The organism is Paeniglutamicibacter sp. ZC-3 (assembly GCF_025847175.2).
Taxonomy (GTDB): Bacteria; Actinomycetota; Actinomycetes; order Actinomycetales; family Micrococcaceae; genus Paeniglutamicibacter; species Paeniglutamicibacter sulfureus.
This window is the reverse complement of sequence record NZ_JAOYTG010000019.1, coordinates 59,506-79,764: the sequence shown is the minus strand read 5'-3', so window position 1 is coordinate 79,764 and position 20,259 is coordinate 59,506. Positions and strand designations below refer to the sequence as shown.

The following is a 20,259-nucleotide window of genomic DNA, read 5'->3' as shown; positions in this document are numbered from 1 at the left end:
CGCAGCGAACACCTGTCGACACACGGCAAAACGGGGCTGCGTTCCATGCCGGCCGGCATGGGACGCAGCCCCGTAAATCCACTTGCAGGGAGGGAAGCGGTGGACCCTAGCGGCCCTGGTTGGCGACGGCCTTGATGGCGTCGGCAGCGGCATCCGCGTCAAGGTACTGTCCACCGCGGGTGACCGGGGTGAAGTCCTCGTTGAGTTCGTACACCAGCGGGATGCCGGTAGGGATGTTCAAGCCGGCGATGTCCTCGTCGCTGATGTGGTCGAGGTGCTTGACCAGGGCGCGCAGCGAGTTGCCGTGCGCGGTGACCAGGACGGTCTTGTGCGCGGCAAGGTCCGGCTTGATCTCGTCTTCCCAGTACGGGAGCATGCGATCCAGGACGTCCTTGAGGCATTCGGTGCGCGGTGCGTCGTCGCCCAGGTTGGCGTAGCGCGGATCGTTGATCTGGCTGAACTCCGAGTCGTCGGACAGCGCCGGCGGCGGGGTGTCGTAACTGCGGCGCCATTCCATGAACTGCTCCTCGCCGTATTCGGCCAGGGTCGCTGCCTTGTCCTTGCCCTGCAGCGCGCCGTAGTGACGTTCGTTCAGGCGCCAGCTGCGCTTGACCGGGATCCACGACAGGTCCGCGGACTCCAGGGCCAGGTTTGCGGTGATGATGGCGCGCTTGAGCAGCGAGGTGTGCAGGACAGCAGGGGCCAGCTTGGCCTCGGTGAGCAGCTGCCCGCCGCGAACGGCTTCGGCACGGCCCTGTTCGGTCAGCGTGACGTCGTACCAGCCGGTGAACAGGTTCTTTTCGTTCCACTCGCTTTGCCCGTGGCGCAGCAGGATCAGGGTGTAAGTCATGAAACCCATTCTAGGGCGCGTGAAGTGCCTTACTTTATTCCGTGACACGCGCGGGTCGCGGTGCCGGGCACTTTACGCTTAAGCCAATGGTTCAGAAAGCGACTCGGCTCGGCGGACGGTCGCTGACCGGTCGCCCGCTGGGCAATACGACCCGCGGGACCACAAATCCCAATCGCATGCGCCGCGTCGACCGCTGGATGACCGGCCCCCAGGCCTGGCGCCTGCGCCCCGGAACCACCGGGGCACCGCCCATTGCAGTGGACCTGGGCTACGGGGCATCGCCGGGAACCGCCGTCGAGTTCTTCGACCGCATCCGCTCCATCTCCCCCTTGGCGCGCGTCATCGGCATCGAGATCGAACCCGAACGGGTCGCCCGCGGCACCGCGCTGCACCTTGAGGGCCTTGATTTCCTCCTGGGCGGCTTCGAGATCCCCATTGCAGCCCAGGCCACCGTGATCCGCGCCTTCAACGTGCTGCGGCAATACGACGAGGCCGACGTCCCCGGCATCTGGAATACCATGGCCGGGCGGCTGACAGAGAACGGCGTTCTCATCGAGGGCACCTGCGACGAGATCGGCCGGCGCAGCTCGTGGGTCGCCGTCACCAAGGACGGCCCGCAGACGCTCAGCATCTCCCTGCGCTTCGGTGCCTTCGCCCGCCCTTCCGACGTGGCCGAGCGCCTGCCCAAGGCGCTGATCCACCGCAACGTCGACGGCGAACGCATCCACGACTTCCTCGCCGCGGCAGATGCCGCGTGGCTTTCCGCCGCACCGCTGGCATCCTTCGGCAACAAGCAACGCTTCGTGGCCATGTGCCGCGCCCTGCGTGAATCCGGTTGGCCAATCTGCGACTCGGCCGCCCGCTGGCGCCTGGGCGAGCTGACGGTGAAATGGGCGGCCGTTGCCCCGCGCACCGGAGCCCTGGCCCTTGCGGAACTCAACTAGCCAGCCACGGATTTTGCCCGCACCAAGGATGGGTGCAATCGGCCCCTTGCGGCCCCATACTGGATCCATGGTCAAAGGTGTTTCACGGACCGGGAAGCCACTGGTCCTGCTGCTGTGCGTGATTGCAGCACTTGTGCTCTTGTCGTTGCTCGTCGTGCTCACCCGCGGGGCACCGAAGCCACTTGATGCCGCCACCCCTGCCGGGGTCGTGCAGGGCTATGTCACCGCCGTCATCGGCGGCGACGAGGCCGCCGCGGCGGCCTATCTGGACCCCGGGCAGGACTTCAGTTGCGAGGAGTTCGACGCCGTTGCCCCCGAGCGGAACGTCCGGGTCGCGCTGGTGTCCACCACCGAGCGCGACACCACTGCCGACGTGGTGGTGTCCATTTCACACACCAATGTCGGCGGACCGTTCGGAAGCGCCGAATACGCCAGCGAGGAATCCTTTGACCTGAGACTCGTCGAAGGCAAGTGGCTGATCTCCGACGCCCCGTGGCCTTTGGTTGTCTGCCCTGAGAAGGGCATCGCGCCATGAGCACCGGCAACACCACCGTGATTCGCCCCGCCGCCCCCGCGCTGGGCACGCTGCGCCGCGTCATCCTCTACCTGCTCCTGTTCGCACTGGTGTCCCTGGCCGCCTCCGGCGTCAGCGGGCTGCTGGGCATGCTGTTCAGCGCCGGCGATGCGATCGCGTTCAACGATTCATCCTCGCTGGCCCTTGCCATGGCACTGGCGCTGGTGGGCGGCCCGCTGGGCGCAGTGGTGTTCTGGGCGTCGTGGCGACTGCTGGCCGATCATGCCGAACGCCGCGCCACGGCGTGGGGCATCTATGTCTCTGCCATGTACGCAACTTCCCTGCTCACCGCCACCGGATTCGGCGTCGGCGCCCTGGCAGCGCTGGCGGGCGGGGACACCGGTTCCTGGAAGTCTTCCTTGGCCACCGGCCTGTCATGGGCCGCGGTGTGGGTCTGGCATCGGTGGATGCTGCACCACCGGACCCGGGGGCCGTTGGCCTTGGCGAAGGTCCCGCATGTGCTCGGCACCGTCATTGGACTGGTCATCGGCCTGGGCGCCGGCACGGGCGCGCTTGCCGTGCTCTTCGAACAGGCGCTGGGAACGCACGGGGAGCTGGCGGTCATCGGTGCTCCCTGGTGGCGCGCCGCCCTGGCGCTGCTGGTGTGGGCAGCGGGCGGGATCCTGGTCTGGTGGTGGCACTGGATCCGCGAGGGAACCCGTGAGCTGCACACCAAGCTGGCGGGGGTGGGACTGGTGGCCGTCGGCGTCGGCGGGTCCGCGATCCTGGCCCTGGGCGGAGCCGGCGTGCTGTTGTTCGTGCTGCTGCGCATGGGCCTTGACCGCAGCGATCCGCTGCCGGTGCTGCTGGAACCGGCACCCGAGGCCCTGGCCGCTGCGTTGCTGGGCACGCTGTCCTGGCTTTACCACGCCAGGACCGCAGGGAACCGGCCCGAACCTGTTCCCGCAGCTGCCGGGCTGGCAGTCTCCGGGATCGCGCTGGCTGCGGCGGCATCGGGCATCGGCGTCGTCGTCAATGCGGCCCTGTCCACGGCAACCACGCAGCTGGGCGGCACCGACCCGACCGAGCTGCTGCTGGCGGGCCTGAGCTCGCTGGCCATTGGTGGGCCGCTCTGGTGGTTCACCTGGCATCCGACCCGGCCGGCCGACCCGCGCGGTCGGCGGATCTACCTGGTGTTGGTCTTCGGAATCAGCGCCGTGGTGGCCCTGGTGACGCTGCTGGTGATCGGGTTCCGGCTCTTCGAGTTCATGCTCGGGGATTCCGGCGGTGCCGGCCTGCTCGAACGCGTCCGCGCACCTCTGGGCCTGCTGGTGGCCACCGGGCTGGTGGCGGGTTACCACTTCGTGCTCTGGCGGCACGCCCGCTCTGCGGGTGCCGGGGACGAGGCCGCGCCGGAGCCCGGGCGCGGCATCCGGGAGGTCATGCTGGTGGCCGGCGAGGATGCCCGGGAGCTCGCCGCGGCGATCCACGCACACACCGGCGCCAACGTCACGGTGCTGCGCCGCCACGATGGCGCCGAATCAACGCTCTCCCCAGACCGGTTGTTCAGGGTCCTGGGGCCCGTGGCGGCAGAGCGCATCCTGCTGGTGGCCGGCCCGGCCGACCGCCTGGAGATCATCGAACTGGCGGCCGATATCCGGGGACGGGACTAGCCACCCAAGCGGCACACGGAGCGCGCCGGATGCGCACCTAGTAGGAGTAGCCGCCCTTGCCGGACACCGCGGGCTTGACGTCCGCCAGGTATACGCAAGCGATGCAGGCGCCAACGAGCTGGAAGATGCCGCCGCCGCCACCGCCGAGCACCGACAATACGCAGACCAGGGTCGCGGCCGCTGTCATGCCCATCCAAAACGGCTTGCTGCGCTTGTTTTCGCGCTGGAAGTTGGCCGCGGGGTGCCGCACCGCGTCAAAAAGCGCCACCAGGGCAATCACGGCGGCCAGGATACCGAGCGCGAGCAGAAGATAGTGCTCGAACAAGTGCGCAAGATTCATGGATCCAGCTTAGCCGCGTTGGCCCAGCGCCGCGGTCAGGTCGGCGTGCAAGTCCTCGACATTTTCAATGCCGACGCTCAGCCGCACCAGGTTGTCCGGCACCGTGCCGGGTTCACCCGGGTGGCGACGGCGCCGCTCGGCCAGGGACTCCACGCCACCGAGCGAGGTTGCCGGGGTCCACAGCAACAGTTTCGCGAGCATCGCATCGGCGGCTTCCGCGCCGCCTGCGACCTCGATGGCCACGATGGCCCCGAAGCCTTCCAGCTGTTCAGCCGCGCGCTGGTGACCGGGGTCTTCGGGCAGGCCGGGATAGCGCACCCGGGAAATCGCCGGGTGCCCGGCCAGCCGCTTGGCCAGTTCCATGGCGCTGGCTTCTGCCCTGTCCAGGCGCAGGGCCATGGTCCGGATGCCGCGCAGCGTCAGCCAGGCCTCGAACGGGCCGGCGATCGCCCCGTGCAGGGTCCGCATGCCGTGCAGTCGGGAACGCAATTCGGGATTCCGGGTCACCACGGCGCCCAGGACCACGTCGGAGTGGCCACCCATGTATTTGGTGGCAGAGTGCACCACCACGTCGGCGCCCTGCTGCAGCGGCCGCTGGCGCAGCGGGGTGGAGAAGGTGTTGTCCACCACCGTGAGCACCCCGGCCTCGCGGGCGGCTGCCAGCAGCACCGGCAGGTCGGCAACCTCGAGCATCGGGTTGGTGGGTGACTCCAGCCAGGCCATGTCCGCACCGGCCAGGGCGGCGATCGCGGCGTCGGTGTCGGCCAGGTCGACGCGGCGCACCGTGAGTCCCAGCGTCTTTTCCAGCTCGGCCACCAGCGAGAGCGAACCGTTGTAGGCGTGGGACGGGATGACGATGGTGCCGCCGGCAGGCAGCAGGGAGAGGGCCGCGGCCACCGCCGCCATGCCGGAGGCGTACGCCAGGGCGGGGAGTTCGCAGTCCTCGAGCTGGGCGATGGTTTCTTCCAGCGGGTCCCAGGTGGGGTTGGTGAAGCGTCCGTAGACCTTCTCCCCGGCGCCCGGCTCCCCCAGCGAGTGGAAGGTGGAGGAAAGCACGATGGGCGAATTCACGGGCTGGTCAACTGCATGCGGCGGGCGTCCGGCGGACACCACAACGGTGTCCGGGGCCCACGGCGCGGATTCTGGGCGGGTCATGATTTTTAGGTTACTCCCTGGCCAGGCCCGCGCCCCAGCCGATGACGTACAGGTGCGCACACCGGATGAGCCGACAGGGCCCCGGTGCGGATAGGCTAGAAGGCGTGAGCAACGCGCAGCCAAACCCCGTCAACGCAGGCCGCTTCATCGTCTTCGAGGGCGGTGACGGGGCTGGAAAGTCCACGCAGGCCGCCCTGCTGGTCCAGGACCTGCGCCAAAACGGACACACCGTGCTGCACACCCGCGAGCCCGGCGGCACCCCGATCGGCGAGAAGCTGCGCTCCCTGGTCCTTGACCACGGGCAGGGCACCGTCGATGCACGCACCGAGGCCCTGATGTATGCGGCGGCCCGCGCCGCCCACGTCGAACAGGTCATCCGCCCCGCACTGGCCGCCGGCACCATGGTTGTCTGCGACCGCTACGTCGATTCTTCCCTGGCTTACCAGGGCATCGGCCGGGAGCTCGGTGAGGACGCCGTGCGTTCCATCAACGACTTCGCCACCGGCGGGCTCCAGCCGGACCTGACGGTGCTGCTCGATGTCACCCCGGCCGACGGCCGTTCCCGCCGCACCGTCGGCGCCGACGGCAAGCCGCTGGCCGAGGACCGCCTCGAATCCGAACCCGACGAGTTCCACTCCCGCATCCGCGACGCCTTCGTGCACTTCGCCGCCCGGGAGCCAAACCGCTATCTGGTCCTGGATGCCGCCACCGGGGTCCAGTCGCTGGCCGCCGCCATCACGGAGGCCGTTGCCGCACGGCTCAACGGTCCGGGAGCCTGAGCATGGATGTCTGGGACGACCTGCCGGGACAGGAGAAGGCCATTGCCGCGCTGCGCCGCGCGGTCGCCGAAGGCAACCCCGCGCATGCATGGCTGTTCACCGGCCCGCCGGGCTCCGGTCGCTCCAACGCGGCGCGCGCCTTTGCCGCCGCCCTGCAATGCCAGCACCCCGATGCGGCGCTGCGCGGCTGCGGAAGCTGCAAGGCCTGCGTCACGGTGCTTGCCGGCACGCACCCGGATGTCGCGCTGATCGCCACCGAAAAGGTCAACTACCAGATCGAGGACGTCCGGACGCTGATCACCAAGGCGCAGGACCGGCCCTCCACCGCGCCCTGGCGCGTGATCATCGTGGAGGACGCGGACCGGATGACCGAGCGCACCACCAATGTGCTGCTCAAGTCCATCGAGGAACCTCCCCCGCACACCGTCTGGATCCTCTGCGCTCCCTCACCGGCCGACGTGCTGGTGACCATCCGTTCACGCTGCCGCTCGGTGTCCCTGGCCGTTCCGACCCGCGCCGCTGTGGCCGAGTTGCTGGTGCGCCGAGACGGACTCTCCGAGGAACAGGCCGACTTCGCCGCCCGGGTTTCCCAGTCGCACATCGGCATCGCCCGGCGCCTGGCCCGCGACCCGGAGGCACGCCGCCGCCGCGACACCACGGTGCGCCTGCCGCTGCGCATCCGCACCGTCTCCGACGCGGTGATGGCAGCTGCCGAACTGGTGGAGCTGTCCACCGCGGAGGCCACCGCGTCCGCAACGGAACGCGCCGAGGCCGAGGCCGCCTCCCTGCGCACCGCGCTGGGACTGGAAGCCGACGCCCCGGTGCCGCCCCAGCAGCGCAGCGCGTTCAAGGCCCTGGAGGAGAACGCCAAGCGCCGCGCCCGGCGTGCCACCCACGACGCGCTGGACCGCTCGCTGATCGACATGACCACGTTCTTCCGCGACGTGCTGCTGGTGCAGTTGAATGCCTCCACCGAGCTGGTCAACGACTACCTTTCCGATCCCCTGCATGCCTACGCCAACGCCTCGCGGCCCGAGACCACGGTGGCAAAGATCGATGCCATCGCCGAAGCGAGGGCGCGTATTGGCGCCAACGTCGCCCCGCTATTGGCCATCGAAGCCATGATGGTCAGCCTGCGTCCGACAAAATAGCCTTTATTCCCCAGTAATTTTCCCCCCATTCCGCGCACTCGCGCCCCAAGGAGCCTGAAGCCCGCATGAGAGCACCCCGCCGCCACCTGTCAGTGATTGCCGCACTCGGCTCCGCGGCCCTGTTGTTGGGCGCCTGTTCCACGGCAACCGCCCCGGCCCCTGCCATCAATTCGGTGCCGGCAGAGTCGGCAGCGATTCCGGCAGGCCTGGAAAAGTTCTATACCCAGGAACTGGACTGGGCTTCCTGCGGCGGCGTGCTGCTGTGCACCGAGCTGACCGTACCCATGGATTACGACGACCCGTCCGGAAAGACCATGACCCTGGCCCTGAACAAGCGCCCGGGCGGCAAGAACGCCGCCGGCTCGCTGTTGGTGAACCCCGGCGGCCCGGGTGCCTCCGGTCTGGAGACCGTCCGCGAGGCGGTCCCGAACATGTTCGGCCAGGATCTGCAGCGCGGCTTTGACGTGGTTGGCTTTGACCCGCGCGGAGTCGGTTCCTCCACTCCGGTCACATGCGAGCAGCCGGCCGAACAAGACGCCGGCCGGGCGGAGCAGTTCGATCCCGGCTCCGACGCGGGAATCGAGGAGATGCGCCGCGACAGCGCCGAGTATGCCGCGCTGTGTGCCGAGCGCACCGGGGAGGCACTGGGCTTTGTCGACACCATTTCGGCAGCCCGCGACATGGACGTGATTCGTTCGGCGCTCGGGGACAAGACCCTGAACTACCTGGGCTATTCCTACGGCACCTCGCTGGGCGCCAACTATGCCCAGCTCTTCCCGCAGAACGTGGGTCGCATGGTTCTTGACGGGGCGCTTGACCCCACGCTCGGCAACAACGAGATCACCATGGGCCAGGCCCTCGGGTTCGAAAACGAGATCCGTGCGTACATGCAGGATTGCCTGGATTCGGGCGATTGTCCCTTCAGCGGCGAGCTCGAGGATGCCTTGGACCAGCTGCGCGAACTCTTCGCCGAGGTGGAGGCCGAACCCCTGGTCGGCAGCGACGGACGCAGCGTCCCGATCATCGACTTCGTCAACGGGTTCATCGTCCCGCTTTACGACAATTCCACATGGCCCATGCTCACCGAGGCACTGCGCAACGTGATGGCCGGGAACGTCGATGACATCCAGTACTTCGCCGACCTCACCGCCGGGCGCGAGTCCGACGGGAGCTACACCGGCAACGGCACCGCCGCCTTCAGCGCCATCAACTGCCTCGACTATCCCATGGACGCGGACATCCCGACGATGCGCGCCGAGGCCCAGGAGCTGGCCCAGGCGGCCCCGACGATCGGCAAGTACCTGGCCTACGGCGCAGTGGGCTGCCAGGACTGGAAACACCCCGCCACCGGCAATCCCGCCCCTTTGACTGCGGAGGGCGCCGCTCCAATCGTGGTCATCGGCACCACCGGGGATCCGGCCACGCCCTACGCGTGGAGCCAGGCGCTGGCCGAGCAGCTTTCTTCCGCCTCGCTGGTGACCTACGAGGGCCACGGCCACACCGCCTATGGCCGTTCCAACGACTGCATCGCCAACGCCGTGGAGTCCTATTTCCTGGACGGGACGGTTCCGGCCGACGGATTGACGTGCTGACGGACCATCCCACCGCGTCGTTTTGACCGCTGAGGACAGATTCCTATAAAGTGTTCACTTGTGGTGCTCACGCGCCACGGTGCCTCCTTAGCTCAGTTGGTAGAGCGTTTCACTCGTAATGAAAAGGTCGCCAGTTCGATTCTGGCAGGAGGCTCTGATCCAGCCCCGGAAAACCGGGGCTTTTTCATTTCCTGGTCACCTCAAAACTGCCAAGCTTCAGCCTTCGCCGCAGCAGACTGCACAACCAGCGATGCGCCGGAAAGAGCCACCCAGCAGGCCTTCTGGGCTCAACCTGAGGCCCCCCGCCCACACGTTGAATATCGTGTGTGCAGGCATTGAACTCTCGATCGCCGGTGTCGTTCCCATGACCGCGGACGGCCTTGAGCAAGCACTACCAGAACTTGGTTTGCCGAGGGGCCGACCAGTCAATCATGCAAGAAAAGTCCTAAACCTAGGCTTAGGACCTTTCTTGCATGATTTCCACTGTTGGACCGAATAGGTCTTCCTCCGAGCACGGCCAACCATCTGGCCCACGAACGGCGTCGCCTGGCCCCACCGCGTCCCAAAACGCTCGAGGAACACGCGCAGCAGCGGCGCATCGTAACGATGCCAGGAATTCACGGCATCTTCCTATTCGGGGGCGGGGTCCAGACCAGTGGTCCAGCCACCACGTCGGGCCTGGTCGAGCGGGATACCCGCCTGGCCCTCGCCGGCCTTGCGCCCCGGCGGGCGGATAGGTGTTCGCGATCGTACGCCGACCGGGCGGCGGCGTTGCCCAGGACCGCATAGGCGTCCATCACCGACTGCAGCCGGGAACGCTCCAGCGCTTCCTGCTCCGGTCCCTCAGGCCCGGGCCTGGTGTCGGGATGGTGCAGGCGCATCTGGGCCCGGTAGGCACGGGCGATCTCGGCGGCGCTGGCCCGCGGATCCAGGCGAAGCACCGCATAGGGGTTGAGGGACTCCACGGCAATGCCTTTCAAATCTTCGCGCCGGGGTCGGGCGCGGGCGGCAACTGGGATGCCGAAGATGGTCCCGTCCCCCGCCGGGAATCGGGACCATCTTCCACGGGGACGGCGCCAACCCCGACCCTACGGTGCGCCGGAGGGCGCCGCGGTGTGCCGTTTGGCCAGCACCCGCAGTTACTGATGTCGGGGGCGGGCCGTCCCCGTCGGGTGAACCATCTCCGGGACCTCAGGCGTCGATGGACTGGCGGTCGGACTCCTTGCTGGTAATGGCGATCTTGCGTGGCTTCGCCTGTTCGGCGACCTGAATCTCCAGGGTCAGCACACCCGCGTCGTAGCTGGCGTCGATGTTCTCCGTATCGAGGTTCTCCCCCAGGACCAGCTGGCGGCTGAACACTCCCCGCGGGCGTTCGGCGGCAAGGATTTCGACCTCGTCTCCCAGCGCACCTCGTTCGGCCTTGACTGTCACGACGTTGTTTTCGACATCCAAGTCGATCGAATCGGGGTTTACCCCCGGAAGGTCAAACTCGATCCGGAACTTGTCACCTTCACGCCAGGCATCCATGCTCATGGCCGTCGGCCTGACCGTCGTCCCCCAAACCTGTTGGGCGAGCTTGTCGAGTTCACGGAACGGATCTGGGCGCATCAACATTGTTCTCTCCTTCACAGCTTTGTCGTTTGCCGATCCCGCTGCCCCGTGTGGCTGCGGGTATTAATTTTTTAGCATCACTCCATCGCCCGCGCAACAAGAAATTTTTTGGGGAAGTTGGCGCTTTTTGCCCCGAACCCGCAGGGCGCCGCAGCTCGGACGGCCGGGGAGCAGCCCCCGTCTTAAACGTGTGTGGGGACCCGCTGACGGGTCCCCACACACACTTGTCTTGACGCTGTTCCGTTGCCGGGAGCCTTTTTGTCGACTAGGCGAAGTCGCTGACGGCCGGATCGGCTGCGATGCGGCCCTCGGCGCCCTTGTCCAGGGCGTTGATCGCGGCGAGGTCATCGGCGTCCAGCTCCACGCCCAGCCCCGAGTGGTTCTCCACGATCCGCGAGGGGGTCACCGACTTCGGGATGACCACATTGCCCAGGGCCAGGTGCCAGGCAATGACGACCTGGGCGACGGACGCGTTGTGCTTCTCTGCGATGGCCACCAGTGCCGGGTCGTTAAGCAGTTCGCTGCCCTGGCCCAGGGGCGACCACGACTGGTGCAGGATGCCCTTGGAAGCCTCGAACTCGCGCAGTTCGGTCTGCGGGAAGTACGGGTGGGTTTCGACCTGGTTGATGACCGGCAGCACTCCGGTGGCTTCCTCCAGCTCGGCGAGCGCCTCGATGGTGAAGTTGCAGACGCCGATGGACTTCACGCGACCCGACTTCTGCAAGTCAATGAGCGCACGCCAGGTGTCCACGTACTTTCCCTGCTTGGGCTGCAGCCAGTGGATCAGGTAAAGGTCAAGATACTCCAGGCCCAGGCGTTCCATGGATGCGTCGAAGGCGGCCAGGGTCGAGTCGTAACCCTGGTCGGCGTTCCAGACCTTGGTGGTGATGAACATGTCCTCACGGGGCACGTCGGTTGCGGCAATGGCGCGGCCGACGCCCTCCTCGTTGCCGTAGATGCGGGCCGTGTCGATGTGGCGGTATCCGGCGGCGAAAGCTTGGACGACCACGTCCGTCGCGACGTCGTCCTCGACCTTCCACACCCCGTAGCCAAGCTGGGGAATGGTGTTGCCGTCGTGGAATGTGAGCTCAGGGGATACAAGGTTCGTCATGTTTCCCATCCTGCCACCGTGCATTGACCGGAATTGCCGGACCCGGCATTGATCAGCGCTGGGCGAAACCGAAATCCCCGCAGCCGGGAACGCTAGTGCTTGGCCATTTCGGCCTCTGCCGCACTGATGCCGTCGGCCACCAGATCCGCGCGCATGGCAACGTTCTCCAGGCCCGCCGACGCATAGCCCCAGCGCTCCCCGTCGAGACGTGCCATGGCCGCCACTTGCGCGGTGGTCGCCAGGTCGTTCGCGGCCTTGGAAAGCAGGCGGTGCACGGCGTAGAGCTCGTGCGGGACGGCTTCGCCGGTGCTCGGGGCCTTGGCCTGGGCGGCGACGCACACCAAGCGCACCCGACCCTGGAGCTCGGCCAGGTGGTTGGCGATCAGGATCAGGGCATTGTGGAGGTCGTCGTCCTCGATGCCCTCCAGGACCTGGTGCACCCGATCCAGGGAGCGCCCGAACCTGTCATAGGCCCGGCGCCAGACCCCGTCGCCGAGTTCCTTGTTGTCGCGGCGTGCGCCGCGTACCGAGGAGAACAGCCCCATCTACGTGTTTGCCTTTGTTGTCGCCATGATGTCCCCCGGTGGTTCTGGTTGCCCGAGGAACAAGTCGTTACCCGTGTTGCCACTTTCAATTCTAGAGGTATTGCCCAAACCCGCCGTCGCCATCGGTTCCCGTGCCCGGCGCAGGACCCTGCGGTCCCGGTGCCGCGCCCGGATCTCCTTGGGTCATGCGTTCGGGCTCGCCCTGCTCGTTGATGATGATTCCTGGGGCCACTTGCGTGCCCGGGGGAAGCTGGCGCATGGCCATGCGCTGGGCGAGTTGTTGGTTGGCCATCTGCTGGGCGGCCATGGCCGCCTGCAGTCCGTGGAAGACGCCTTCGAGCCAGCCCACCAGCTGGGCCTGGGCCACGCGAAGCTCGGCCTCCGAGGGTGTCTCGCCGTCGGCGAAGGGCAGCCGGATGCGATGGAGTTCCTGGGCGAGTTCCGGGGACAGCCCGGTCTCCAGCTCGTGGACGGATCGTTCGTGGATGTCGGCCATGCGGGCGCGGGCTTCCTCGTCCAGTGGCGCCGAGCGGACCTCTTCGAGCAGCTGCTTGATCATCCCGCCAATGCGCATGAGCTTGGCCGGTTCCCCGATGCTCATCACGTGCGCACTGTCCCTGCCCGGCGCGTGGCCTTCCTTGGCGCCCGGGGCGTTGCCGGGACCGGGCGCTGCAGGACCCATTGGCATGGTTCCGGGGCGGGTGCCGGCCTCGGCCGCAGCCTGGAATGGGCCGTTCACCTCATCGGGCGTCAGGGTGTTGGACGCAGCGTTGGGATCGGGGATCTGTTCACTGTGCTCGCTCATGGCTCCATCTTGCCATGTGAATCCCCGGTCCGGCAGGGAGATTTCCTTGTTGGTTCGAAGCTGGCCGCAGGCACGGCCCGCAAGGGCGATCCCTGTCGGCACCACACACAGGCGGGCCAACGGACGCGGGGCCGGCGGACAACGTGTCCTCCGGCCCCGCGGCGCTGACGCACTGATGCGCGGAAAGCTGGTCAGCAGCACCGACCCTGCGGGTTCTTCTCCTGCCAGTCGGAGAAGTCGCGCCAGAATTCCCGTTCGCCCATGGGAGCGACGCCCGGGTGCGTGCGGGCCTGGTGCTCGAGGTACACCCGGTATTTGTCCGCCCCCAGCACCCCCTCGAGGTAGCGCACGATCCCCCGGGCGATGTTGCCCGTTGCGGACAGTCCGCGCGCCAGCACCGAGGTGCCGCCAACCGGTGGGGTTCCGCCTGTGCCAGCCATGGTCAGTGACCCCCGCGTGCCATCTGTTGCTCCGGAGGAACCTGCTTCCAGGCCTGCTCCAGCTCCTTCTCCGCCGGGGAGGAAACCAGTCCGCTCGGGGCGTAGATCCTTGAAGGGATCTCCGGATCCTCGGTGTCGGTTCCCCCGCCGTTGGGGTAGGCGCGGATGGTGGCGATGATGGCCGTGACGATCACGATCACCGAAAGCACCAGGAAGATCACCGAAAGCCAGCCCTGGACGCCGGTGTTGCGCACCACTGCCTCCATGGCCTCGACGTTCTTGGCGGTGCCGAATGTGGTTTCCCCGCGTTCGAGTGCGCCCTTGAAAGCATTGTGCTGGGCGAAGTAGCCTACGGCCGGGACCGGGGAGAAGATCTTCAGGAACGACGCGTACACCGTGACGACGGTGGCGAATGCCAGCGGCAGCACCACGATCCACAGGTACTTGAAGTTCCCACGCTTGGCCACGATGGTCATGACCACGGCCAGGGCGATGGCCGCCAGCAGCTGGTTGGAGATGCCGAAGAGCGGGAAGAAGGTGTTGATGCCGCCCAGTGGGTCGGTGACCCCGAGGATCAAGATGTATCCCCAGCCGGCGACCATGATCGCCGTACACGCCCAGGCACCGGGACGCCAGGAGGTGTCCTTGAACTTCGGAATGAAGTTGCCGATGGTGTCCTGCAGCATGAAGCGGGCCACGCGGGTTCCGGCATCAACGGCGGTGAGGATGAACAAGGCCTCGAACATGATGGCGAAGTGGTACCAGAAGGCCATCATCGCCGGCCCGCCGAACCACTGGTTCATGATGTGTGCGATGCCCACGGCCAGGGTCGGGGCGCCGCCGGTGCGCGAGACCACGGATTCCTCGCCCACGCCCGCCGCCAGGTCGGTGAGCATGCTCGGGGTCAGGTTCACGCCGGTCAGGCCCAGCGAGTTCACGAACGCCACGGCGCCCTCAACGGTGCCGCCGGTGGCCGCAGCCGAGGAGTTCATCGCGAAGTAGATGCCGCGGTCGATGGAGATCGCCGCGACAAGGGCCATGATGGCCACGAAGGATTCCATGAGCATGCCGCCATAGCCCAGGAAGCGGGTCTGGCGTTCCTTTTCAACCATCTTCGGGGTGGTTCCCGAGGAGATCAGCGCGTGGAACCCGGAGAGGGCACCACAGGCAATGGTGACGAAGAGGAACGGGAAGAGATGCCCGGCAACCACCGGGCCCTTGTCGGAGCCCGCGAACTCGGAGATCGCCGGAACAGTGATCTCCGGGCGGACCACGATGATGGCAACTGCCAGCAAGCCGATGACACCGATCTTCATGAACGTGGAGAGGTAGTCGCGCGGGGCCAGCAGCAGCCACACCGGAAGCACCGCGGCAATGAAGCCGTACACGATGATGAACCAAGCCAGCGTGGTGCGGTCCAGGTGGAAGAGCTCGGCACCCCACGCGGATTCGGCAACCCAGCGACCGGAAATGATCGCAAACATCAGCAGCGCAAAGCCGATCAGCGAAATTTCCATGACCTTGCCCGGGCGGATGAAGCGCAGGTACACGCCCATGAACAGGGCGATCGGGATGGTCAGGCCGACCGAATAGACGCCCCAGGCCGATTCACCCAGCGCGTTGACAACCACCAGGGCCAGGATGGCGACGATGATGACCATGATGGCCAAGGTTGCAATCAGTGCGGCTGTGCCGCCGATGACGCCGAGCTCCTCGCGGGCCATCTGCCCCAGCGAACGTCCCCCGCGGCGCATGGAGAAGAACATGACCAGGTAGTCCTGGACCGCGCCGGCCAGAACCACGCCGATGATGATCCAGATGGTGCCCGGAAGGTAGCCCATCTGCGCCGCAAGGATCGGGCCGACCAACGGCCCGGCTCCGGCGATCGCCGCAAAGTGGTGCCCGAAGAGCACACGGCGGTCGGTCGGCATGAAGTCCTTGCCGTTGTTTTTGTACTCGGCAGGGGTCGCCCGGAAGTCATTGGGCTTGGCGATCTTGCGCTCAATGTACTTGGAGTAGAAGCGGTAGGCCACCAGATAGGTGCACACCGCCGCGAAGACGAACCAGATGGCGTTGATGGTCTCCCCGCGGGAGAACGCCAGGATGGCCCAGGCGACGCCACCGAGCAGCGAAATCGCCACCCACAGGGCAATCTTGGCCGGCGTCCATTTACGCTCCTCGGCCTCCGCAACTTGCGGGTCGACACCTGCCGGGGGAAGCCCTGGAGCTGAAGGTTGGGACGTGCTCATGTTTTCCTCTCACGTGACGGATGGATCGGACGATGCGAGTGATCCTTTAGGCGCGCGCCGCGGACCTTAGTGGTCCACGACACCACCCTCTGAGATACACCGTAGCCCGTGGGAAAAACAGTTTCAGAACTTTACGATGATTTTCCCCGTGTGGTTCCCCGAATCGAAGTATTCATGCGCCAAACGGGCTTCCCTGAAGGGGAAACGTCGGTCGATCGACAGATCCAGCGTGCCCTGGGCCAGCATCGGCAGCGCGTGTTTCCTCACCGCGGCGACGATTTCCTCCTTCTGGTCCAGCGGACGGGCACGCAGCGTGGTGCCCATGACCCTGGCACGCTTGGTCATCAGTGCCCGGAGATCCAGTTCCGCCTTGGCCCCGCCCTGAAGGCCGATGACCACCAGGGTCCCGCCGGTGGCCAGGATGCGGACGTTTTGCGCGAGGTATTTGGCGCCCACGACGTCCAGGATCACGTCCACCCCGGCGCCGTCGGTCAACTCCAGGGTGCGTGCCGCGAAGTCCTCCTCGCGGTAGTTGATGCCCGCGTAGGCGCCGAGCGCAAGGCAATGGGCGATCTTTTCCTCGCTCGAGGCCGTCACCAGGACCTGGGCCCCTGCAGCGGCCGCCAGCTGAATGGCCATGGAACCGATCCCGCCGGCCCCGCCGTGCAACAGCACGGTGCTGCCCGCGGTAAGCCCGGCTTCCAGGAAGAGGTTCGACACCACGGTCCCGGCGACCTCCATGAAGCCCGCGGCGTCGACCAGGTCCACGTCCTGCGGGAGCTCGATGACAAGCCCTGCGGGCACCGTCACGTATTGGGCATATCCGCCCCCGGCCAGGAGCGCGCACACCCGCTGGCCAATGGCGGCCGAGACGACACCCTCCCCCAGCGCCTCGATGGTGCCCGACACCTCGAGTCCGGGGATGTCGCTGGCACCGGGAGGCGGCGGGTAAACGCCCCGGCGCTGTTGCACATCGGCACGGTTGAGCCCGAAGGCCGCCACCTTGACCAACACTTCCCCGGGCCCGGGGACCGGCATGGGGCGCTCGGTCTCGACCAGCACCTCGGGACCGCCTGCACCGCGGTATTCAATGGCCTGCATCGTGGTCATGGTGTTCTCCCGTTTTCCTTTGCTTTGATCGCGGGTTTTGCCCGGCGGCCCATGCTTCTTAGGTCCCGGCATCCGCGTTTTGCCTTCTTGGGGCCACTCTAACCGCCGGGAAATTCCGGCTCCCGTTTGTGACCGGCGGGGCGTGGCGGTTCGAAGGCACCCGCGGGCTGGCGTATACTTTTTGGGTCTGGATGGTTGTCCGAGCGGCCTAAGGAGCTGGTCTTGAAAACCAGTGTGCGGTAACCCCGTACCAAGAGTTCAAATCTCTTACCATCCGCGCAATTCAAAGAGGCGGTTCCCGTACCCACGGGAACCGCCTCTTTCCGTTAACCATGAAGCCATGTCCAAGTCCAGTGTTCGCACGTAGGATTCGAATCATCCGGGCAAGCACGATTCCCGGATCCCGAACCAACGGCAACCAGGATTGGAAGCGTTCGAAGATGACCCTGCGCAACAGCACCCCCGCCGGAAACCCGGTCTGGACCGACATCATGAGCACCGACATCGAAGCCAGCAAGAAGTTCTATGCCGCCCTCTTTGGCTGGGAGTTCGAGGAACCGAGTTCCGAGGAGTACGGCGGGTATCTCAGTGCCACGAGGAACGGGCACCTCGTGGCCGGGCTCTCCCCCTACCAGCCCGAGTTCGGCGGCATTCCGAACATCTGGTCGTTGTATTTGAAGAGCGATGACATCACCGCCACCGAGGCCAGCGTCCAAGACTCAGGCGGCCAGGTCCTGATGCCGCCGATGCACGTGGCGCCATACGGGCACATGGGCATCTTCCTTGATGCCGGCGGTGCCGCATTCGGCGTCTGGCAGCCGCAGGAGCACCAGGGGTTCGGCGTCGATTCCGAGCACGGGTCCCCGGCTTGGCACGAGCTGTATTCCAAGGCGTACCCCGCGGCGGTGGAGTTCTACTCCAGGGCCTTTGGCTGGGACATGCACGTCATGTCCGATGCCCCTGAATTCAGGTACACCACCTATGGGCAGGGCGACGATGCCCGGGCCGGGCTGATGGACGCCGCAGGCTTCCTCCCGGCCGAGGTCCCCGGATTCTGGGTGACCTATTGGGGCGTGGACGACGTGGATGCGGCCTGCGCGACGGCGGTGGCCAACGGCGGTGCAGTGACCGAGGGCCCGGAGGATTCGGAGTTTGGCCGGGTTGCCGCGATCACCGATTGCTGCGGTGCTTCGCTGAAGCTGGTGGGTGTGAAGCAGACCCAGTAGGTTCGGGCACGGGGGAAGGTGCGGATGCCGGCGCCCGCACCTTCCCCCGTGCCGTTAAAGCGGCTGGACCAGGTCCTTGACCTGGCTCATCCGCAGTACCTCGTGGGCAATATCCTGGGCGTCGCCGAGCGTCCGTGCCGCACCGTCAAGCGGCGCCCCAGCCTGGGCGGCAATCGCTGTGCCCCACTGGGCCGAGGACAGCTGCAGTCCGAGCACGAAGATCGCCCGGTGCGCCAACCCCCGGGCATCGACCATCCGGTAAGGCTCGCCGACGACGTCAAGCCCCTGTCCCGGGATCGGTTCGCCCTGGTCGTTGCGCATGGTGAAGGCAGCCGCCAACCCGTCGTCAAGCAGTTGCCGCAGCAGCGGTGAATCTGTTTGCAGCACGCGGTTGGCCGGCATCATCGCCTCGATGAGCGTCCGTGCCGTGTATGCCGGGGCATCGACCCAGGGCGAGGACGCGGTGAACATCCCGGTGGGCACATCGATCTCGAATTCCGGGTCGGGGCCGATGAATTCCACGACCTTGGCGCGCGCCAGCGCTGCCAGTTCCTCGATGCGCTGCAGGGGCGGACCGGAAGCCAACCCCTCCACCAGGGGCTCGAACCAACCCTGTACCTCGGCCAGCCGCGACTCGTCGGAAATCAGGCCCTCGGCGAGCAGGTCCTTGACGATCATGCGCCCGGCGTTCAACGTGGCGATGGCCATCTTCAGTGGGTCCTTCTCACCCTCCACCGAGGAAATGGCATCGTACTCCAGGTATTCCATGACCGCTTTTTGGTATGCCTTCAGGGAAGGGAATCCCTGTTCCGCAAAGGGATGCCCCAGCCCCGGAACATCCAGGAACCCCATGGCCGGAGCCAGTTCCCCCACGAGTCGTCGGGCTTCCTGCAGCCATACCTGGGACCCCGCCTGGTGCTCGGCATCGAGGGCATCGGTGAGCATGTCAACGAACTCGTCCGGGTCCACCTCGAAGCGGGAGGGGTGGCGCCGGGCCGCCGTGCGGTAGTACGCCAGCAGGACATCGCGGTGCAGCAACGGCCACACGTGGGCGTCGAAGCGCACCGTTGCCTCCGGGTTGAGCATCCGGGCCTCGGCGACCCTTTGGACGAGCACCTCGCTATCCAGGTAGCGCAGCCGGACCGAGTCCGGGATGAAATCCTCGATGCAGGATTTCGCGCGGTACGGCGTCCCGCGGCGGGAGGCTGCCACAATGCGCGGCTCGCGGCCCGTGGGCCAATACTCCAGGGCCCGGCCGGGCCCTCCGTTGATTTCGTTGAATTGACCCCCGCGTCCCACCGTCAAGGCAACCATCACGTCAAAGAAGTTCAGTCCCAGGCCCCTTACCAATACCGTCTCCCCGCCCGGCACCTTGTCCCAGGCAACGTCCCCGGGCACGTTCGGGCCCTGGTAGAGCAGGCCGGCATCGTCGGCGGCCTGGGCCATGGCTCCCTGTGACGGGTTCAGTCGTGCCGAAACATGTCCCAGGGCCAAGACCACCGCGTCGGCGCGCAGTTCGAACTCCGGTCCCGACCGCCGCGGGTGGGGGCGGGTGCCATCGACGGGGTGGGCCTGAAGCAAGTAGTCGGCCTCCCCACGGTGCAGCGCGGTGACCTCTGCACGCTCGAAGCGCACCTCGGAAACCGCCTCATGGGAACGAAGCGCTGCAACCGATCCGTCAAAAACATGACGCAGGTAGCGGCCGTAGAGGGCCCGCGGAGGGTAGGAGCCTCGTTCCATCTGCTCCAGTTCCGTTCTTTCCACGCTGCTGAGCGCCGCCCCGTCGCCGCCGGCGGCACGCCACTGGTCAAAGCTCAGCCCCGGCTCGTCCGGGTGCGTGCGGACGGGGGCCACCGTGGGGAACCCTGCCGGGGTGTTCATCAAGAAGAGACGGGACTGGGCGGTGGACCAGACATGCCCGGCACCCGGGTCATGGACGTCATAGACGACCACAGTGATCTTGCGTGAGTGGCTCTGGGTGCGCCGCAACTCGGCAGCCAGGCGTTCGAGGACCGAGGTCCCCCTGGGCCCTGCACCCACAATGGCTATGACGTACGGTTCCCTACCGAAATTTTTCTTCTCACTCACGGATTCAGCCTAGTCTGCTGTTGCGGTCCATCGCTTCGCTTGGGCGCAGCATTTGAAGACCGCGCCCAAGCGAAGC

19 protein-coding genes and 2 tRNA genes are annotated in these 20,259 nt (G+C 66.7%); 9 read left to right on the top strand and 12 right to left on the bottom strand.

Annotated features, from left to right (window positions below; translation table 11 throughout):
- Positions 1-106: 106 nt before the first annotated feature.
- Entirely contained in the window at positions 107-850 is a 744-nt protein-coding gene (locus OIU93_RS16815; RefSeq protein ID WP_264271210.1) for a phosphoglyceromutase, read from the bottom strand.
- A gap of 86 nt (positions 851-936) precedes the next feature.
- Here OIU93_RS16815 and OIU93_RS16810 point away from each other — a divergent pair, with 86 nt between their 5' ends.
- From OIU93_RS16810 to OIU93_RS16800, 3 genes are all read left to right on the top strand, one after another.
- The gene (locus OIU93_RS16810) at positions 937-1,794 is read left to right on the top strand and encodes a class I SAM-dependent methyltransferase (RefSeq protein WP_264271209.1); all 858 of its coding nucleotides are present in this window, start codon (positions 937-939) and stop codon (positions 1,792-1,794) included.
- 67 nt (positions 1,795-1,861) lie between these two features.
- Positions 1,862-2,329: a hypothetical protein gene (locus OIU93_RS16805; RefSeq protein WP_264271208.1), complete on the top strand. Its 468-nt coding sequence runs from the start codon at positions 1,862-1,864 to the stop codon at positions 2,327-2,329.
- Positions 2,326-3,981, top strand: coding sequence for a DUF5671 domain-containing protein (locus tag OIU93_RS16800; RefSeq protein ID WP_264271207.1), 1,656 nt, complete (start codon positions 2,326-2,328; stop codon positions 3,979-3,981). Before OIU93_RS16805 ends, OIU93_RS16800 begins: the two co-directional genes overlap by 4 nt.
- Before the next feature lie 37 nt (positions 3,982-4,018).
- Here the strand turns inward: OIU93_RS16800 and OIU93_RS16795 are convergent, their stop codons facing one another.
- Positions 4,019-4,321, bottom strand: coding sequence for a DUF2516 family protein (locus OIU93_RS16795; RefSeq protein ID WP_264271206.1), 303 nt, complete (start codon positions 4,319-4,321; stop codon positions 4,019-4,021).
- 9 nt (positions 4,322-4,330) lie between these two features.
- Complete coding sequence (locus tag OIU93_RS16790; protein WP_264271205.1) at positions 4,331-5,476, bottom strand: PLP-dependent aspartate aminotransferase family protein; 1,146 nt, start codon at positions 5,474-5,476, stop codon at positions 4,331-4,333.
- Positions 5,477-5,541: 65 nt separating this feature from the next.
- Between OIU93_RS16790 and tmk the strand changes: the two genes are divergently transcribed.
- From tmk to OIU93_RS16770, 4 genes are all read left to right on the top strand, one after another.
- On the top strand, positions 5,542-6,255 hold the full coding sequence (gene tmk / locus OIU93_RS16785) for a dTMP kinase (RefSeq protein WP_264271204.1): 714 nt from the start codon (positions 5,542-5,544) through the stop codon (positions 6,253-6,255).
- A 2-nt stretch (positions 6,256-6,257) separates the two neighbouring features.
- Complete coding sequence (locus tag OIU93_RS16780; RefSeq protein WP_264271203.1) at positions 6,258-7,406, top strand: DNA polymerase III subunit delta'; 1,149 nt, start codon at positions 6,258-6,260, stop codon at positions 7,404-7,406.
- Between the two features lie 65 nt (positions 7,407-7,471).
- A complete protein-coding gene (locus tag OIU93_RS16775) occupies positions 7,472-8,998 on the top strand; it encodes an alpha/beta hydrolase (protein ID WP_264271202.1) in 1,527 nt (508 codons plus the stop codon).
- 81 nt (positions 8,999-9,079) lie between these two features.
- Positions 9,080-9,152: transfer RNA gene (locus tag OIU93_RS16770), tRNA-Thr, on the top strand.
- 463 nt (positions 9,153-9,615) lie between these two features.
- Here OIU93_RS16770 and OIU93_RS16765 read toward each other — a convergent pair.
- The 8 genes from OIU93_RS16765 to OIU93_RS16730 all read right to left on the bottom strand — a co-directional run bounded on the left by OIU93_RS16765 (position 9,616) and on the right by OIU93_RS16730 (position 16,860).
- A complete protein-coding gene (locus OIU93_RS16765) occupies positions 9,616-9,963 on the bottom strand; it encodes a J domain-containing protein (protein ID WP_264271201.1) in 348 nt (115 codons plus the stop codon).
- A 226-nt stretch (positions 9,964-10,189) separates the two neighbouring features.
- Positions 10,190-10,612, bottom strand: coding sequence for an Hsp20/alpha crystallin family protein (locus tag OIU93_RS16760; RefSeq protein WP_264271200.1), 423 nt, complete (start codon positions 10,610-10,612; stop codon positions 10,190-10,192).
- Positions 10,613-10,874: 262 nt separating this feature from the next.
- On the bottom strand, positions 10,875-11,720 hold the full coding sequence (locus tag OIU93_RS16755) for an aldo/keto reductase (RefSeq protein ID WP_264271199.1): 846 nt from the start codon (positions 11,718-11,720) through the stop codon (positions 10,875-10,877).
- 92 nt (positions 11,721-11,812) lie between these two features.
- Positions 11,813-12,265: a hypothetical protein gene (locus OIU93_RS16750; RefSeq protein ID WP_264271198.1), complete on the bottom strand. Its 453-nt coding sequence runs from the start codon at positions 12,263-12,265 to the stop codon at positions 11,813-11,815.
- A 91-nt stretch (positions 12,266-12,356) separates the two neighbouring features.
- The gene (locus OIU93_RS16745) at positions 12,357-13,070 is read right to left on the bottom strand and encodes a bacterial proteasome activator family protein (protein ID WP_264271197.1); all 714 of its coding nucleotides are present in this window, start codon (positions 13,068-13,070) and stop codon (positions 12,357-12,359) included.
- 191 nt (positions 13,071-13,261) lie between these two features.
- On the bottom strand, positions 13,262-13,510 hold the full coding sequence (locus OIU93_RS16740) for a YbdD/YjiX family protein (RefSeq protein ID WP_372342953.1): 249 nt from the start codon (positions 13,508-13,510) through the stop codon (positions 13,262-13,264).
- A gap of 2 nt (positions 13,511-13,512) precedes the next feature.
- Positions 13,513-15,759 carry a carbon starvation CstA family protein gene (locus OIU93_RS16735; RefSeq protein WP_264271196.1) on the bottom strand — a complete coding sequence of 749 codons (2,247 nt, stop codon included), beginning with the start codon at positions 15,757-15,759 and terminating at the stop codon, positions 13,513-13,515.
- 123 nt (positions 15,760-15,882) lie between these two features.
- Entirely contained in the window at positions 15,883-16,860 is a 978-nt protein-coding gene (locus tag OIU93_RS16730; protein ID WP_264271221.1) for an NAD(P)H-quinone oxidoreductase, read from the bottom strand.
- A gap of 198 nt (positions 16,861-17,058) precedes the next feature.
- Here OIU93_RS16730 and OIU93_RS16725 point away from each other — a divergent pair.
- Both OIU93_RS16725 and OIU93_RS16720 read left to right on the top strand, forming a co-directional pair.
- A tRNA-Ser gene (locus OIU93_RS16725) sits at positions 17,059-17,146 on the top strand.
- Between the two features lie 163 nt (positions 17,147-17,309).
- Positions 17,310-18,095, top strand: a complete 786-nt coding sequence (locus tag OIU93_RS16720; protein WP_264271195.1) for a VOC family protein — start codon at positions 17,310-17,312, stop codon at positions 18,093-18,095.
- Between the two features lie 54 nt (positions 18,096-18,149).
- Here the strand turns inward: OIU93_RS16720 and OIU93_RS16715 are convergent, their stop codons facing one another.
- Positions 18,150-20,183 carry an FAD/NAD(P)-binding domain-containing protein gene (locus OIU93_RS16715; protein ID WP_264271194.1) on the bottom strand — a complete coding sequence of 678 codons (2,034 nt, stop codon included), beginning with the start codon at positions 20,181-20,183 and terminating at the stop codon, positions 18,150-18,152.
- Positions 20,184-20,259: the final 76 nt, after the last annotated feature.